We start from the raw sequence: 16,146 nt of genomic DNA on the forward strand, positions 1-16,146 counted from the left end.
ACATGGTGAGAGGCGCGGCCCGCGCAACGGGCCGGTCGGTCTCTCTCATGTACGCCGAGACAGAAGGCCTGATCGCCAATGAGCATTCCCGCGACCATGCGCGCGCTGCAGCAGACTTCCCTCAACGGCCCGCAGGACATGCGTCTGATCACCGACGCGCCGGTGCCGAGCCCCGGCCAGGGCGAGGTCCTGATCCGCGTCACCGCCGCCGGGGTCAACTTCGCCGACATCTCGAAGGCCCACGGCACGTTCCTGGACGGCCCGCGGCCACCGTACCTGGCGGGTTTCGAGGCCGCCGGTGAGGTCGTCGCGGTGGGTGAGGCGGTGACCGGCCCGCAACCGGGGGCCCGTGTCGTCGGCGTCGGAGACGGCGCTTTCGCCGAGTACATGGTCCTGCCCGCGGCTGCGGCGGTGCCGGTGCCTTCGGGCTGGACGGAGCAGCAGGCGCTGGGCCTGGTCGTGAACTGGCCCACCGCGCTGGCCGCGCTCAAGCCTCTGGGCGGCATTGCTGCCGGGCACGTTGTGCTGATCCACGCCGCGGCGGGCGGGACCGGCCAGGCTGCGGTGAGAATGGCCAAGCACTACGGTGCGACCGTCATCGCCACCGCCTCGCCGGGCAAGCACGAGACAGTGCTGGCGCTGGGAGCCGACCACGTCCTGGACTCTCTCGGCGGCGACCTCGCCGCCGAGGTGACGGAGCTGACCGGCGGTTCCGGCGCCGATGTGGTCCTGGAGTCGGCCGGCGGCGTCACCTTCGCCGCCAGCCTGGCCGCGGCCAAGCGGGTCACCGGCCGGGTCGTCGTCTACGGCGTGGCAGGCGGCGAAGCCCCGATCACCAACTGGGAGCTGGTGTACAAGCACCAGGTCCACGTCATCGGCCTCAATATCGGCGTGCTGATCCAGGCCGCGCCGCAGATCTTCGGCGAGCTCATGGGTGAGCTGTCCGCGCTGATCGCGGCCGGCGTGCTCGCCCCCGGCCTGCCCACCGTGTACGAACTGGCCGACGGCCCGAAGGCGCTGACGGAACTGGAAGCCAGGGCCACCGTCGGCAAACTGGCCCTGTTGCCCTGAGAAGGCCCCCTTGTACTGAGCCAGTTCCCCTGACAGGAGTTGAAACAGATGACTGCAACCGTGGACCCGGCCGCCAAGCAGGTGGCGCGATTCGTCGTGATGTACGACGCCCCCTCCGACGTCGACGCGTTCGAACGTCACTACAACGATGTCCACATCCCGTTGGCGAAACAGTATCCGGGCCTGCGCCGTTACACGCGCAGTCATGAGCCGGCAGCCGTGATCGGCGAGCCGTGCTACATGGTCGTGATGCTGGACTGGGACGACATGGCTGCGCTGGAAGCCGCGCTCGGGTCCGAGATCGGCCGGCGCACCGCCGAGGATGCCGTGGCGAACCTGGCCCGCTACGCCACCTTCCGCGGCATGATCCTGCAGCTCGACGAGGTCTGATCGCAGATGCCGCCTTTCCGGGAGAGTACCCGCGTCGTCGATGGTGGCCGAGGCGGGGCCTGGCGTTGCCGGAGGCATCGCCACGTGGACCACGCTCACACGTGTGGCAGCACTAGGCTCGCGGCGTGACATCGCATCTGCGGGTGGCACCGAATCGAGACCGGTTCACCACCGAGACCGAGCGGTTCCGCCGGGAGCTGTTGGCGCACTGCTACCGCATGGTCGGCTCGGCACACGACGCCGAGGACTTGGTGCAGGAGAGCTATCTGCGGGCGTGGCGGTCCTACTCCGGATTCGAGGGCCGGGCGTCGATCCGGTCCTGGCTCTACAAGATCGCCACCAACGTCTGCCTGACAGCGTTGAAGCCGCGCCCGATCCGGGTGCTGCCCTCAGGCCTGACAGGCTCGTACGACGGACCCGATCGCCCGCCGAGTCCCATGGCGCCGGGCGCGGTCTCGTGGCTGGAACCGCTGCCGGACGCATGGATCGCCCCGCCCGCCGACGATCCGGCTGCGGTGGTGGTCGAACGCGAGTCGCTGCGGCTGGCGCTCATCGCGAGCCTGCAGCACCTGCCCGCCCGCCAACGTACGATCCTCATCCTGCGCGAGGTGCTGGCATTCTCGGCGGCCGAGACCGCGGAGATCCTCGGCACCACCACGGCGGCGGTCAAGAGCGGGCTGCAGCGCGCCCGTGCCCGGCTGGACGAATTGAAGCCGGAGCCCGCGGAACTGCTCGAACCGACCGACCCACGGGCACGCGCGCTGCTCGACGGCTACATCGCGGCCTTCGAGCGCTCCGATGCCGTCCTGCTGGAACAGGTGCTGCGCACGGACGCCACGTTGGAGGCGACGCCATTCCGCGAATGGCAGGCGGGCCGGGCGAGGTGCATCCACATGCTCGACGCGTACGTGCTGGGCACACCGGGCGACTGGCGGATGATCGCGACCACCGCCAACGGCCAACCCGCCGCCGTCGTGTACCACCGGGATGCGGACGGCGTTCTCCGAGCCGACGGCGTCGTGGTGCTGGCCCCCACCGCCACCGGCGTCTCCCGCGTGATCAAGTTCCACGATCCCGCGCTGGCCGCGACGTTCGGCTTCCCGGACGTGCTCGCGCACTGACACGCCAACGGGCACAGCCGGGCCGGCTGCCGGCGTCGATGGTCGGTCGGAGCGGGGCCGGCCGCTCCGGACCAGGCGGTGTCGATTCAGAACCGGGGGCTTTTCAGGCTCCGTGCGGTGAGTTCGATGAGCGTTGCCCTTCTTGGAGGGGAGCCTCCCAGGTGGCGGTGATGTCGCGGGCGACATCACGTAGGAGGTCGATGAGCATGTCTGCGAGTGGTGTGAGGCTGGCGTCGGTTTTGGTCACGGCGTAGAGCCGGCGGTAGGGCCTGGGGTGGGCCAGTTCGCGATGGGTGGTGCCAGGCGCATGGGTCAGGGCCAGGCGCGAGACCAGGGCCACTGCGATGCCTGTGCCGACGAGGGCCTGGGCGACGTCGTAGGACTCGGTCTCGAACCGCACGGTGGGAGTGAAGCCGGCCTCGCGGGCAGCGTCGTGGAACTGTTCGCGGGCGGCATGGCCGGCCAGGATGGAAACCCACGATTCGTCGCGCAGCTGTTCCAGGTGAAGTTCGGTGTCCGCGGGCTGCCCGGTGGCCAGCGGGTGGTCATCGGGAAGAACCACGACCATCGGGTCCAACAGGAGCGAGTGGGCCCGTAGGTGTGGGGGCGGCGCGAGCGGTGTGCCCCAGGACGCGACGATGGCGAGGTCCAGGCGCCCCGCGCTGATCTCGTCCGCTCCGCGTCCGGACACCACGTCCACGACCGAGACGTCGGCGTCCGGATGGCGGTGCCGCAGGGCCGTCAGGGCGGGTGGCAGCAGGTGCAGGGCAGCCGCCTGGAACGTCCCGATCCGCAGACGGAGCGAGAGGTGGCCGAGCAAAGCGGCCAGTTCCGCCTCGGCCCTGTCCGATGCCTCCTCCACAGTCCGACCGTGGGAGGCGAGCAGCGCACCGGCCGCGGTGAGCGTTGCTCCGCGAGGACCACGGATGACCAGGGGCACCTGCCAGTCGCGCTCGGCCTTGGCCACCTGCTGGGTGACCGCCGCGGGCGTGAGCCGGAGTGCGTGAGCCGCCGCCGTCAGGGAGCCGTGCCGCTCGATCAACGCGAGAAGCCGCAGCTGTCCCGGATCCACCAGCATTCACTAATCCTAACGCTGCACCCGTCTCTTTTAACTTCTCTTAGGGGCATGAGGCAGGAAGCCTGGTGGTACACCCATCGGTCGCAATCCCCGGAAGGGGTTCTTTTCCCATGCCCACGCATGTGCCCGTTTTCATCGCCACCACCTTGCTGCTGGCGATGCTGCCAGGCGCGAGTCAAGCCCTGATGATCCGGCAGGTTCTGGAAGGCGGCCAACGTACGCTCCGAGGCACGCTCGCGGGCAATGCCAGCGGCTTCCTGCTGTGGTCCACGGCCGCCGCGGCCGGGCTGTCCGCCGTCCTGCTGGCCAGCCCCACCGCGTACGCGGTGCTCCGGATCGCAGGCGGCATCGTGCTGATGATCCTCGGGGTGAAGACGCTACGGACCGCGCTCACCGCCGTCTCCACCCGCCCGCCCCGCGAGGGCGGGCGCAGCACCGGCTTCGCGGGCGGATATCTCACCGGCCTGATCACCAACCTCGGCAACCCCAAGGCGGGCGTGTTCGCCGTCTCGGTGCTGCCCCAGTTCGTGACCGCGGAAGGCCCGGTGTTCCTGTCGACCGTCGCCCTGGGAGCCCTGTGGGCGCTCGTCAGCGCCTCCTGGTACATGGTGCTCACCTGGGCCTTCAGCCGAGGGCGCGCCCTGGTGTCGCAGCCGACCGTCCTGCGGGGACTCAGCGTGACCACCGGCGTCGTCCTGCTGGGGCTGGGCGCCGCGGTGGTAGCGGGTGTCTGAGGGCCGGGCCGGTCCTTCTTCCAGCACCCGACCGCCCGGGGCCACGCGGGTGTAAGGCAAGGGGCCGTGCGCTGGGGTCAGTTTCTGGTCAGTGCCTATCCAGTACGCACGCATACGCTTCGGACGTGAGTGACGAGGCGATGCACCCGTCAGAGCGCACGGGTGGATGCCGAAGTCCAGTCACGTCCGCATCGCACAGGTAAGCAAGGAGGATGCGTCATGACGCCCACCGCAGTCAACGTCGTGCTCGTGCACGGCGCTTTCGTCGATGGATCGGGCTGGCAGGCGGTGTACGACCTGCTCAAGCGGGACGGCTACCGGGTCAGCGTTGTCCAGAACCCCACGCTGACGCTGGAGGGCGACGCCGAGGCCGTCCGGCAGATCTTGGACCGTCAGGACGGCCCGACCGTGCTCGTCGGGCATTCCTACGGCGGCTCGGTCATCAGTGAGGCCGGCACCCACTCGCGAGTTGCGGCACTTGTCTATGTCGCCGCGTTCGCGCCCGACAAGGGGGAATCCGTGCAGACGCTCATCGCCGACCCGCCGCCGGGCGCGCCGGCGCCGCCGATCGTGCCCCTGGGCGACGGTTTCCTCGTTCTCGACCGGGACAAGTTCCACGGCGCCTTCGCGGGTGACCTGCCCGCGGAGCAGGCCGCGTTCATGGCCGACTCGCAGGTGCCGTGGGGCGTCGGCGCAGTCGGCGGCGCCGTCACCGAACCTGCCTGGCGCTCCAAGCCCAGCTGGTACCTGGTGGCCACCGGTGACCAGACGATCCCGCCGCCGGCTCAGCGGGCGATGGCCGAGCGTGCGGGTGCCATGGTGATCGAAGTCGACGGCAGCCACGCCATCTACATCTCCCGGCCGGACGCCGTCGCCGAACTGATCAAGAAGGCGGCCGCCGGCGGCTGAGCGAACGGCCCGCAGCCTCGGTGGACACCCCGCCCGTGTCCACCGGCTGTCGGGGTTCCCGTGCTCACCTGCATCGCGGCCGTGCCCCCTTGTTGCGATCGGTCGCCACCGTTCCCACGAGCGGCCGGCGGACTCGGCGCGGCAGGTCGTCCGCCTGCCCGCCCTGGCGCATCTCGCCAAGCAGCAGCGAACCTGATCGCGCGGGATCTTGGTATCAACGTGCAGGGCTCGAATATTCGATTCATGCACTGATCTGCGGTCCTTGGCAGGCTTGCAGATCTTTTGGCGTTGCGAACCGCAGATCGGACGCTGTGGCTGAATATTCGAGCCCCACACCATCCCCCAGGTGATCGCCGCGATCCGCCGGGTGGCCCGCCAGGTACCTGGGGCCGCCGCGCTCGTCGCGGCGCACTGGCATGCCCACGACTACGCCGACCCCGGCAAGCCGAAGACCGCCTGGGACGATGGGGAGGCCAAGGCCACCCTGGTGAGCGGTCTGGTCGCCGACGCTCACCCTGCTGGACCGCCTGACCGGCCCGGACCTGGACGAGCCGGCCGAGCACACGGTCGGCCTGCCGGCCCTGATCGCCGGCCAGGACGTCGAAGTGGCCGACGGCTCCGATGGCACCGGTGGACGGTGGCGGATCGCCAGCCGTGTCCCACCCGGTCGGATGGTCTCCACTGTCGATTCCGAGGCCCGCCACGCCGCCGTCGCCCCCGACCTGCTCGACCACGAGCGCGGACCGCTGCGGATCCTGGCCGATGCCGCCTGCCCTACCGCGGCGCCCAAGCCGACGACCGCCGGCTAAACGACCGCGCCGCCGTCCTTGACCTCCGCCGCCTCATCAAGTGGGGACTCGCCTGAACCACCACCACCAGCGGACGGGCCAGCTCATATCGACCCACCCACCAAGATCCTCAGGACCCCGCTCGCCGCCTGAAGTCTCCCATCGGTCCCCGTTGACCCGGCCGCCACCCGTCCTTCGGTACACCGCTGGCCCTCGGCGGCCAGATTGTTACCGGGGAATTTCTTTGGGCTGATCCCTTGACCTGGACCCCGGGACGGGGGAGTTTGGTCGGCATCGGACTTACGAGTCATTTACGAACCTAGTTCGCAAAGGGGCGTCGTGGCGCTTGTGATCGGAGTGGTGACCCACTCGACGCACAGGGAGTTGTTCTGGGAAGCCGCGAACACGCTCGGTGGGGTCGACCTGGAGTGGGTCAGCTACGACCACGAGGACGAGATCCGCGCCAAGGTCGCCGAGTTCCTGAGCACGACCCGGCTCGACGGCTTCCTGGCCGGCCCGGTCCCGTACACGGCCAGCCGCGAACTCCTCCCACCCGGCCTCCCGGTCGGTGTGATCCGCTCGTCGGCGCTCGACCTGACCCTCGCGCTCTATCGCGCCCAGGATCGTGGCTGGGGTCGTACCCCCGTCAGCATCGACACCTTTCCCGCCGAGGCGGTCGAGGCGGTCGCCACCGCGCTCGAACTCGACGCCGACGCCATCGACTGCCTGCCGTATGCCCCCACGCAATCCGTGGAGGACATCGTCGAGTTCCACCGTTCCGCGTACCACCGGTTCGGCGACCGCAGCTATGTGATCAGCGTCCGCGCCGACGTCCGCGAGCAACTGTCCGGCGAGATCCCGATCATGAGCGGCATGCCGGTGCCGGCGACGATCCGGACCGAGCTGCACGAGCTCGCGCTCCGGATCGAGTCCGAGCGAGCCAGCGCACAACGCTTCGCCGCCGGAGTCTTCCTGATCTCGCATTCGCAGGACGAGGAACGGGCCCGGATCGGCCTGATGAATCTGTTGCTCAACACCCCCGAGTTCGCCGGCGCGTGGATCGAGGACCGCGGCCGGCGCGGTGTCATCGTCTTCGCCCACAAGTCCCTGTTCGAGCGCATCACCCGCAACTGGGTCGCCGTGCCCGCGCTCGCTGAGGCGGCCGCGGCGCTCGGTGCGCAGGTCTCGGCCGGGTTCGGCGTCGGAGCGTCCGCCCGCAACTGTGTGGCCTTGGCCGAAGAAGCGGCCGCCCGGGCCGAGCGGGAGAGCGGGCCATGCGGCTACCTGATCGAGGACAGCGGCGTGATCATCGGCCCGATGGGTCCGGTCCGGGCGGCGCTCAGCTACTCGTACCGCGAGCACGGCGACGACATCGAACAGCTCGCGAAGTCCGTCGGCCTCAGTGCCGCGACCGTCTCCCGGTTGGCGGCACTGGACCACGAACTGGAAGGTCGCGCGATCTCGCCCGGTGAGCTCGCCGACCATCTCGGCATCACGGATCAGAGCGGGCGCCGACTGATCCGCACACTCGACGCCGGGGGCCTGGTGAGCGTCGAAGGCACTGCTCAGCACCATCCGAAAGGACGCCCGACGCGTCTGTACCGCCTACGCATCGCCCAAGCACTACTGCGCCCCCCGTGTTGAAGGGACAGCCATGGAGTTCAACCGCCGCCAGATCCTGAAGTACGCAGGCCTCGGCCTGGCCCTGCCCGCCGCATCGCCCCTGCTGTCCGCCTGCTCCAACGACAAGTCCGGAGGCTCCGGCGACGGCAGCGTGAAGTTCGAGGGCTGGGACTACGAGGCAGCACTCGTCCAGCAGAACCTCGACAACTTCACCAAGACCAGCAACATCAAGGTCAACTACACCCCGATCACGAGTGCGCAGTACGTGCAGAAGGTAGTCGCCGAGTTCACCGGCGGCGGCGGCCCCGACGCCCTTTACGTGTACGACGATTCCCTCGCGGCCTGGGTCGAGGGGGACTATCTGCAGCCGCTCGACGGCATGGCCGGCGTCGACGAGGTGTACGACGCGATCTACCCGGGCAACGCGGCCGCGATGACGTACCAGGGCAAGCGCTACGGCCTGCCGTACTACACGGACTCCAACTGCCTGACCTACAACGCCGACATCCTCGCCAAGGCCGGAATCACGAAACCCCCTGCCAGCTTGGAGGAACTGGAGGCGCAAGCGATCAAGATCAAGGACGCCGGCCTCCTGCAGTACCCCATCGGTGTACCGGCGCAACTGTCCGACACCTGGTGGTCCTGGGTGTGGGCGCTGGTCTTCGGCAGCGGCGGCAACATGTTCGACGACCAGCAGGCGCCGATCATGAACACCACCGACACCGTGGTGAAGGACGTCTTCGCCTGGCTGCAGCAGGCGGCGAACAAGTCGAAGGTGATCGACCCGGCCTGCCTGCAGCTGCTGGCGGTCCCGATCGACAACGCGATGAAGGCGAACCGGTACGCGTACACGATCGGCGCGCGGTACGCGAGCCGCGACTACAACGACGCGACCAAGTCCAAGGCCGCGGGCAAGATCCGGATGGCGCTGATACCGAGCCTCGACGGTCAGGTGCACGGGACGGTCAGCAACACCCGGCTCTATGCGCTGGCCAAGGACACCGAGGTGAAGGACAACGCGTTCAAGCTGCTCACCTACCTGGGCGGACTCGACGCGGACAAGAAGCCTTACACCGCGAAGTTCTGGTTCCTGCAGCGTGGTCTCGGGTTCGCCTACAAGTCGATGGCGACCGACCCGGAGGTCACCGCATCGCTGAAGAAGTTCGCCGACCCGGCGATCTACGCCCACCTGGGCGAGATCGCCAAGCCGCGCAACGTGCTCGGCGTGCCGTGGTACACCGAGTTCGAAATCGAGCTGCACAAGGTCGTGCAGGGCGTGCTGAGCAACCAGACGCAGCCGTCCGCGGCGGTGGCGAGCTTGGCGCAGACCGTTGACACGCTGAAGAAGAAGTACAACTGAGGATGGCCGGCCTCGCCGAACGCCGGCCGCTGGGCGACAACGCCAAGGCCTGGGCGCTGAACGCGCCGGCCATGATCGTGATCGCCCTGCTGGTCGCCTACCCGATCGCGTACTCGTTCTGGGTCAGCCTGCAACGGAACAACCTGAAGCGCCCGCGGGCGAAGCAGTTCATCGGCTTCGACAACTACCAGGCCCTGCTCAGCGATCAGGCCTTCCTGTCCGCGCTGAAGGTGTCGGCCCTGTTCGTCCTCGTGGTGCTCGGGCTGACCGTCGTACTCGCGCTGATCCTGGCGCTGGTGCTGAACGAGCGGTTCCGCGGCCGCGGTCTGTTGCTCAGCCTGGCGTTGCTGCCCTGGGCGATGCCGGGGGTGGTGAACGGCCTGATGTGGCGCACCATCTTCGACGCGAAGACCGGAGCCCTGAACGGTCTGCTGACGCAGCTCGGACTGATCGACGACTATCACGCCTGGCTGACGTCCGGGACCGGCGCGTTCCTGTTCACCGCACTGGCCCAGGTGTGGAACACGCTCCCGTTCTCGGTCATCATCCTGCTCGCCGGACTGTCAACAATCCCCTCGGAGCTGTACGACGCCGCCACCGTCGACCGAGCGGGTGCGGTGCAGCGGTTCGTCCAGGTGACGTTGCCGTGGTTGCTGCACCCGCTGCTGATCGTGCTGATTCTCGAGACGATGAACGCGTTCCGCGCCTTCGACACCATCTACGTGCTGACCGGTGGCGGACCGGGTGACGCGACCACCACCATCGCCCTGCTCGACGTGCAGACCGTCCTGACCTTCACCGACTTCGGCCTGGGCAGCGCCTACGCCTGGGTGATCACCGCGATCACCCTCCTGATCTCGGTCGGCTACATCGGCCTGCTCTACCGAAAGGGGAACTTCGAGGTATGAGCACCGTGGTGAAGGTTCCCCTGCGCTACCGGATCCCCTGGAAGAAGATCGTCCTGTACGTGCTGGCGGTCGCGTTCGCGCTGTATCTGGTGTTGCCGTTCTACTGGATCGTCGCGATGAGCTTCATGCACGAGGTGGATGCGATCTCCGTTCCGCCCCACTGGATTCCGGTCAACCCGACATTGGAGAACTATCTCGGTTTCCTTCATCCGAGTGAGGCCCAGCAACTCGTCGGCGGCCGGGCGATCGACGAGACGCCGTACTCCTTGCGGAACAGCCTGATCGTCGCCACCTCGACGGCGATCCTGAATCTCGTGCTGGCCACGTTCGCGGCGTACTCGTTCTCGCGGCTGAAGTTCCGCGGCAGTCAGGTGCTGCTGGTGCTCTACCTGCTCACCCGGATGGTGCCGGGGATCGCGATCATCATCCCGTTCTACCTGCTGATGCGGACGCTCGGGCTGCTGGACACCTACCTGGCGCTGATCCTTTCGTACACGACGTTCGCACTGCCGATCACGATCTGGATCCTGAAGGACTTCTTCCGCTCGGTGCCGCGCGAGCTCGAGGAGGCGGCCCGGGTGGATCGGTGCGGCTGGTTCCGGGCCATGTGGTCGGTGTTCCTGCCGGTCGCGGCGCCGGGGCTGGTCGCGGCCGCGGTGTTCGCGTTCATGACCGCGTGGAACGAGTTCATGTTCGCGTTGTTCCTGACCAGCACGAAGGCGGCGAAGACGATCCCGGTGGTGGCGGCGAACTTCGCCACCGACTTCAACACCCAGTTCACCGTGATGGCCGCGGCCGGCGTGCTCGCGGTCGTCCCACCCCTGGTACTGGCCCTGCTCTTCCAGCGCAAGCTGGTCCAGGGCATGGCCGCCGGATCCGTGAAGGGCTGACAGATGGCAGAGGTTCGACTCGAAGGCGTCACCAAGTCGTTCGGCGGCAAGATCGCGGTGAAGGACCTGAATCTGACCATCGAGGATCGGGAGTTCCTCACCCTGGTCGGCCCGTCCGGTTGTGGCAAGTCGACAACCCTGCGAATGATCTGCGGCCTGGAACGGGCCTCCGAGGGCAACATCTTCTTCGACGGCAAGCCCGTCAGCTGGCTGCCGGCCAACAAGCGCGACGTCGCGATGGTGTTCCAGAGCTACGCGCTCTACCCGCACAAGACGGTCCGGCAGAACATCGGGTTCGCGCTGAAGATGATGCGGGTGCCCAAGGCGACGATCGCCGAGCAGGTGCTGCAGGCGGCCCGGACGCTGGACATCGAGGACCTGCTGGATCGCAAGCCGCGCGAGCTGTCCGGTGGCCAACGGCAACGGGTCGCGCTCGGCCGCGCGATCGTGCGGGACGCCGGTGCGTATCTGCTCGACGAGCCGTTGTCCAACCTGGACGCGCAGCTCCGGGTGCTGATGCGCGCGGAGATCAAGCGGCTGCACGTGGACGTCGCCCGGACGTTCATCTACGTCACCCACGACCAGGTCGAGGCGATGACGATGTCGGACCGGATCGCGGTGATGCGCGACGGCGTCGTCCAGCAGTGCGCGACGCCGGCGGAGATCTACGAACGCCCGGCGAACCGTTTCGTCGCGTCGTTCATGGGCTCGCCGCCGATGAACTTCGTCACCGGCGAACTGGCCGACGTCGACGGCGTCCGGACCTTCCGCAGCGGCGCGTTGAGCCAGGAGCTGGGCCGGTACGACGTTTCGCCGGACGACCCGGCCGTCGTCCTGGGCGTCCGGCCGGAGGACGTGACGTTGTCGCCGACTCCGGTCGCGGGCTACCAGCCCGGGAAGGTGTTCGTGTCCGAGCCGCTCGGTCCGGATGTGCTCGTCACGGTCCGGATCGGCGGCGAGCTGCTGAAGGCCCGCGTCCCGGTGCCGTTCCGGCTGGGTCATGACAGCACGGTGTACGTCGGCTTCAACCAGGACCGCCTGCACTTGTTCAAGGCCTCGGACGGCACCGCGCTTCACGCGCCGCGGCGGGCATAGGCACCGTCCCGCAAGCCCCCATCGAGAGGAACGCTCTTGAGGAACCCCGAGAACGCGATCGTCGAGGTCGAGCTGCCGGACGACTTCGACGACTTCTGGGCGGCCGGTCTGGCGGACTGCGCGTCGTACCCGCTGGACCCGGTCCTCACCGAAATGCCGTCGCTGTCCACGGACAAGGTGATCGTCTACGATCTGCGCTACAGCAGCTATGGCGGCCTGCGGATCGCAGGCTGGTACACCGTTCCGCGCGATCGGCGGGCTCAGTGCCCGGCGTTGGTGACGATCCCCGGCTACGTGTCCGAGCCGACTATCCCGAAGGAATGGTCCGAGCTCGGGTACGCCGCGCTCGCGGTGGCGCCGCGCGGAAAGCTGCGGTCGAACGACGTGTTCAACCCGGGCTACCCGGGATTGCTGACGCACAACATCGTCGACCACAACACGTACGGGTATCGCGGGTTCTACCTCGACGTGGTGCGGGCGGTCGAGGTACTGCTCGATCGTCCGGAAGTCGACAATCTGCGGATCGGACTGCAGGGGTCGAGCCAGGGCGGTGGCCTCGGGATCTCGACGGCCGCGCTCATGCCGGACGTGATCCGGTGCGTCGCGGCGGGAGCGCCGTACCTGTGCGGGATCATGACCGCGCCGACACTGACCCGGTCGTATCCGTACGAGGAGATCAACGAGTACCTGCGGATGCACCCGAAGGACGTCGACCGGGTGCGGGAGACGGTCGCGTACTACGACGGGCTCAACTTCGCGCCGAAGGTGCGGGCGCCGACGCTGCTGTACCTCGGGCTCGAGGACGACGTGTGCCCGCCGGAGACCGGGTTCGCGCTGCGGCGGGTGCTGACGTGTGAGACCACCTTGCACACCTACCCGCACTGCGCGCACCACGCCGGGCTGCCGGGCGTGATGCGGATCGTGGAGGACTTCCTTGCCGAACACCTCACCCCGGGGTCGTGAACAGATGAACTTCGACAGCTACTGGTCCGCCGTCGACGAAGAGCTGGCCGCGATCCCTGCTCGGCCCGTGCTCGACCTGGTGCCGGCGCGGACGACGGACGAGGCGACCAGCTACACCGTGCGGCTCACCAGCACCGGGCCGTACCGCGTCTTCGGTCATCTCAGCATCCCGGCCGGTGACGGGCCGTTCCCCGCGCTCCTGCAGACGCCGCGCTACGGGAGCGTCAACGACATGCCGCACCCGAACGATCGGAGCCGGTACGTCGTGCTCGGCCTGGTGCACCGTGGTCAGCGGCTGGCCGACGAAGGGTTCTCGGCGGCGTACCCGGGATTGTTGACGATGGGCATCGACGACCCGGCGTCGTACATCTATCGCGGGATCGCGGCGGACTGCCTGCGGGCCGCGGAGTTCCTGATGAGCCTGGACGAGGTCGATCCGGCGCGGGTGGCCGTGCGTGGGAACGACCTGGCGGTGCTGACGGCTGCGCGGCGGCCCGGGTTCAGCGCGGTCCGGGTCTCGGAGTTGCTGTTCTACCGGGCGGCAGAGGCACGGCTGAAGTCGAGCCGCTATCCGCTCGAGGAGCTCAACGACCACCTGCGGGCCGGCTCGTCGGCGCAGATCGTCGACAACACTCTTGCCTACTTCGATCCGGTCCGGCATGCGTCCGCGGTGACCGCTCGGACGTTGCTTGCCGTCGACGATCCCGACTGGTGTGCCGCACTGATCGAGGCCCTGCCTGCCGCGAGCGTCTACAAGCTGACCCACCTCGATGGCACCGACAACGACTTCCTGGATGCCTGGCTGGCCGAACTCTCCGGCGTGCCACCGATGTCGAAGTTCCTCCCATGACCAATCCGTTCGGGGTCCGGCCCGTCATCAACGCCTCCGCGACACTCACCGCACTGGGCGGCTCGCTGATGCCGCCTTCGGTGCTGAAGGCGATGACGGAAGGGGCGGCCCACTTCGTCGACCTGCCCGAACTCCACGACCACGTCGGTGAGCGCCTGGCCGCACTCACCCGCAACGAGGCGGCCTGCGTGACGTCCGGTGCCGCGGCGGCGATCACCCTCACGGTCGCGTCGTGTGTCGGTGAGCCCGCGCAGGCGTTCCCGGCCGATGCCGAGGTCGTCATGTTCGCCGGCCAACGCAACGGCTACGACTACGCGGCCCGCCTGACCGGCGCCCGCATCGTAGAAGTCGGCCCGTCGATCGAGGAGCTCCGAGCCGCCCTGGTACGACGCCCCGCCTGCGTACTGTGGTTCGCCGGCGCCCACTACGCAGCGGATGCCTTGCCGATCGAGGACGTGATCCGAGTCGCCCGGGAGCTCCCCTCGGCCGGCCCGACCCCCGCCGGCACTCCGGGCGGCCTGACCCTCGCCGGCACCCCGGACCTCACCGGATCCCCTGGCCCCGCCGGTCCACCGGCTGTGCCGGTGATCGTGGATGCGGCGGCCCAGATTCCGCCGATCTCCTCGCTGTGGCGATTCACCACGGAGCTCGGTGCAGATGCCGTGATCTTCAGCGGTGGGAAAGGGCTGCGCGGACCGCAGTCCAGTGGGCTGGTGCTGGGGAAGCGGTGGATCGTCGACAGGTGCCGGGCGCATGCGTCGCCGAATCAGCAGATCGGGCGCGGGATGAAGGTCGGGAAGGAGGAGCTGCTCGGGCTGTACGCCGCGGTCGAGTGGACGCTGGAGCAGGACGAGGAGGCACTGCTCGCGGGCTATGAGCAGATGGTCGACCGGTGGATCGCCGGCTTGCGCGAAGTGCCGGGTGTCGTCGCCGAGCGCGGGTACCCGAGTGAGGCGGGCCAGCCGCACGGGCGAGCCGTTGTCCGATTGCTGACAACCAGCGGCTGGACCCGGGACGGGCTGGTGCGGGCTTTGTGGGACGGGGACCCGCGGATCGCGGTCGGGGTGTCCGGCGTACCCGACGACGCGATCGCGCTGAACCCGCAGACGATCGAGCCGGGGGAGGACCTGGTGGTTCTCGATGCACTGGTTCGGCACCTGAGCCCTGGAGATGGCGAACGAGCCGGACGAGCGCGTGACCGGTAGCGCTGACCAACCTGGATCAGCCCATGCTGTAGCCCTTCCAAAGCCGGCCACCTGTGCAAGGCCATTGCCGTCCTTCAGAACCACCACCTCGGGCAGGGCGCGTGAGGATGAAAAGGGTTCATTGATCGACTCGACCGGTGCATCGCCGAGGGGCAGCCGCAGATTCGATTCGGGCTCGCATACGTAATGATGACCGTATGACCGACGTGATGAGGTATGCCGCTTTCACCACCGCTCCCACCGGCGGTAACCCCGCCGGAGTGGTCCTGGATGCCCGAGAGTTGTCAGACGCGGAGATGCTCGCCATCGCCGCCGAACTCGGCTACTCCGAGACGGCCTTTCTGCACCCCACGGACGAGCGCCAGTACCGGATTCAGTACTTCAGCCCGCTGGCCGAAGTCGCCTTCTGCGGCCACGCGACGATCGCCGCCTCGGTCGCGCTCGGCGAACAGATCGGTCCAGGAACCGTGGACCTCGCCACCCAGGCAGGCCCGGTCCCGGTGGAGATCGCCGCAGATCCGACCGGTGGGTTCACCGCTACTTTGACCAGTCCGCCCACCTCCAGCCGCCAAGCCTCCGAGCAGGAGGTACGGGCCGCGCTGGACGCGCTGGGCTGGCCGGCAGACGACCTGGACCCCGAATACCCGCCGCACGTCGCCTACGCCGGCAACCACCATCTCGTCCTGGCCGCGGCCAGCCGGCGTCGCCTGGCTGATCTCGACTACGACTTCGATGCCCTCGGCAAGCACATGACCGACATGGGATGGACCACTGTCCACCTCTTCTGGCCCGAATCCCCCACCGTCTTCCACGCCCGCAACCCGTTCCCTCCTGGCGGCGTCGTCGAGGACCCGGCCACCGGCGCTGCGGCCGCCGCCTTCACCGGGTACCTACGTACGCTGGGACGCCTCAAAGATGACACCGTTCTCACCATTCACCAGGGCGTCGACATGGGACGGCCCAGCCTTTTGACGTGTTCCACCACTTCCGACGACTCTCGTGTCAAGGTCTCGGGCACCGCGGTGCCCATCCAGTAACAGCAGTCCGGACCGACGACGGGCCCGGCGATGCGGACGCGTGGGCGGAGTGTCGGACCGGCACCGGCTTCCGCCGCCCTTGCTGCACGCTGCCGGACCGCGCGCCGGGCACCTGATCTTGTCG

15 protein-coding genes and 1 pseudogene are annotated in these 16,146 nt (G+C 68.5%); 15 read left to right on the forward strand and 1 reads right to left on the reverse strand.

Going from position 1 to position 16,146, the window contains the following annotated elements; genetic code table 11:
• Positions 1–78 precede the first annotated feature (78 nt).
• The 3 genes from ACWEPL_RS30865 (at position 79) to ACWEPL_RS30875 (ending at position 2,582) form a co-directional block, all read left to right on the forward strand.
• Positions 79–1,071: an NADPH:quinone oxidoreductase family protein gene (locus ACWEPL_RS30865; protein ID WP_363975487.1), complete on the forward strand. Its 993-nt coding sequence runs from the start codon at positions 79–81 to the stop codon at positions 1,069–1,071.
• 48 nt (positions 1,072–1,119) lie between these two features.
• Entirely contained in the window at positions 1,120–1,461 is a 342-nt protein-coding gene (locus ACWEPL_RS30870; protein WP_452438231.1) for an EthD family reductase, read from the forward strand.
• 125 nt (positions 1,462–1,586) lie between these two features.
• Positions 1,587–2,582: an RNA polymerase subunit sigma-70 gene (locus ACWEPL_RS30875; RefSeq protein ID WP_452438232.1), complete on the forward strand. Its 996-nt coding sequence runs from the start codon at positions 1,587–1,589 to the stop codon at positions 2,580–2,582.
• Between the two features lie 103 nt (positions 2,583–2,685).
• Here ACWEPL_RS30875 and ACWEPL_RS30880 read toward each other — a convergent pair whose 3' ends face one another.
• Positions 2,686–3,660 (reverse strand): LysR family transcriptional regulator, encoded by a 975-nt coding sequence (locus tag ACWEPL_RS30880; RefSeq protein ID WP_363975496.1) that lies wholly within the window; start codon positions 3,658–3,660, stop codon positions 2,686–2,688.
• 110 nt (positions 3,661–3,770) lie between these two features.
• Here ACWEPL_RS30880 and ACWEPL_RS30885 point away from each other — a divergent pair, with 110 nt between their 5' ends.
• From ACWEPL_RS30885 to ACWEPL_RS30940, 12 genes and pseudogenes are all read left to right on the forward strand, one after another.
• On the forward strand, positions 3,771–4,394 hold the full coding sequence (locus tag ACWEPL_RS30885; protein ID WP_452438233.1) for a LysE family translocator: 624 nt from the start codon (positions 3,771–3,773) through the stop codon (positions 4,392–4,394).
• A gap of 219 nt (positions 4,395–4,613) precedes the next feature.
• Positions 4,614–5,303, forward strand: coding sequence for an alpha/beta fold hydrolase (locus ACWEPL_RS30890; RefSeq protein ID WP_452438234.1), 690 nt, complete (start codon positions 4,614–4,616; stop codon positions 5,301–5,303).
• A gap of 334 nt (positions 5,304–5,637) precedes the next feature.
• Positions 5,638–6,010: pseudogene (locus tag ACWEPL_RS30895) on the forward strand (IS5/IS1182 family transposase); the annotation flags it as partial.
• A gap of 420 nt (positions 6,011–6,430) precedes the next feature.
• Positions 6,431–7,735 (forward strand): hypothetical protein, encoded by a 1,305-nt coding sequence (locus ACWEPL_RS30900; protein WP_452438235.1) that lies wholly within the window; start codon positions 6,431–6,433, stop codon positions 7,733–7,735.
• 10 nt (positions 7,736–7,745) lie between these two features.
• Entirely contained in the window at positions 7,746–9,074 is a 1,329-nt protein-coding gene (locus ACWEPL_RS30905) for an extracellular solute-binding protein (protein ID WP_452438236.1), read from the forward strand.
• Between the two features lie 2 nt (positions 9,075–9,076).
• Positions 9,077–9,982: a carbohydrate ABC transporter permease gene (locus tag ACWEPL_RS30910; RefSeq protein ID WP_363975511.1), complete on the forward strand. Its 906-nt coding sequence runs from the start codon at positions 9,077–9,079 to the stop codon at positions 9,980–9,982.
• Entirely contained in the window at positions 9,979–10,872 is an 894-nt protein-coding gene (locus tag ACWEPL_RS30915) for a carbohydrate ABC transporter permease (RefSeq protein WP_355199740.1), read from the forward strand. The genes ACWEPL_RS30910 and ACWEPL_RS30915 overlap by 4 nt, the downstream gene beginning before the upstream one ends.
• A 3-nt stretch (positions 10,873–10,875) precedes the next feature.
• Positions 10,876–11,967: an ABC transporter ATP-binding protein gene (locus ACWEPL_RS30920; RefSeq protein ID WP_452438237.1), complete on the forward strand. Its 1,092-nt coding sequence runs from the start codon at positions 10,876–10,878 to the stop codon at positions 11,965–11,967.
• A 36-nt stretch (positions 11,968–12,003) separates the two neighbouring features.
• Positions 12,004–12,930, forward strand: coding sequence for an acetylxylan esterase (locus ACWEPL_RS30925; RefSeq protein WP_452438238.1), 927 nt, complete (start codon positions 12,004–12,006; stop codon positions 12,928–12,930).
• A gap of 4 nt (positions 12,931–12,934) precedes the next feature.
• The gene (locus tag ACWEPL_RS30930) at positions 12,935–13,780 is read left to right on the forward strand and encodes an acetylxylan esterase (protein ID WP_452438239.1); all 846 of its coding nucleotides are present in this window, start codon (positions 12,935–12,937) and stop codon (positions 13,778–13,780) included.
• Positions 13,781–13,860: 80 nt separating this feature from the next.
• Positions 13,861–14,985 (forward strand): hypothetical protein, encoded by a 1,125-nt coding sequence (locus ACWEPL_RS30935; RefSeq protein WP_452438240.1) that lies wholly within the window; start codon positions 13,861–13,863, stop codon positions 14,983–14,985.
• Between the two features lie 197 nt (positions 14,986–15,182).
• On the forward strand, positions 15,183–16,022 hold the full coding sequence (locus tag ACWEPL_RS30940; protein ID WP_452438241.1) for a PhzF family phenazine biosynthesis protein: 840 nt from the start codon (positions 15,183–15,185) through the stop codon (positions 16,020–16,022).
• Positions 16,023–16,146: the final 124 nt, after the last annotated feature.

This window comes from Nonomuraea sp. NPDC004186 (genome assembly GCF_053603495.1).

What these genes read in the sequence shown, in the direction of transcription:
- ACWEPL_RS30870 (WP_452438231.1), top strand. Translation starts at nt 1,120, where the DNA reads ATGACTGCAACCGTGGACCCGGCCGCCAAGCAGGTGGCGCGATTCGTC.
- ACWEPL_RS30890 (WP_452438234.1), top strand. Translation starts at nt 4,614, where the DNA reads ATGACGCCCACCGCAGTCAACGTCGTGCTCGTGCACGGCGCTTTCGTC.
- ACWEPL_RS30920 (WP_452438237.1), top strand. Translation starts at nt 10,876, where the DNA reads ATGGCAGAGGTTCGACTCGAAGGCGTCACCAAGTCGTTCGGCGGCAAG.
- ACWEPL_RS30880 (WP_363975496.1), bottom strand. Translation starts at nt 3,660, where the DNA reads ATGCTGGTGGATCCGGGACAGCTGCGGCTTCTCGCGTTGATCGAGCGG.
- ACWEPL_RS30885 (WP_452438233.1), top strand. Translation starts at nt 3,771, where the DNA reads ATGCCCACGCATGTGCCCGTTTTCATCGCCACCACCTTGCTGCTGGCG.
- ACWEPL_RS30910 (WP_363975511.1), top strand. Translation starts at nt 9,077, where the DNA reads ATGGCCGGCCTCGCCGAACGCCGGCCGCTGGGCGACAACGCCAAGGCC.
- ACWEPL_RS30940 (WP_452438241.1), top strand. Translation starts at nt 15,183, where the DNA reads ATGACCGACGTGATGAGGTATGCCGCTTTCACCACCGCTCCCACCGGC.
- ACWEPL_RS30930 (WP_452438239.1), top strand. Translation starts at nt 12,935, where the DNA reads ATGAACTTCGACAGCTACTGGTCCGCCGTCGACGAAGAGCTGGCCGCG.
- ACWEPL_RS30865 (WP_363975487.1), top strand. Translation starts at nt 79, where the DNA reads ATGAGCATTCCCGCGACCATGCGCGCGCTGCAGCAGACTTCCCTCAAC.
- ACWEPL_RS30915 (WP_355199740.1), top strand. Translation starts at nt 9,979, where the DNA reads ATGAGCACCGTGGTGAAGGTTCCCCTGCGCTACCGGATCCCCTGGAAG.
- ACWEPL_RS30905 (WP_452438236.1), top strand. Translation starts at nt 7,746, where the DNA reads ATGGAGTTCAACCGCCGCCAGATCCTGAAGTACGCAGGCCTCGGCCTG.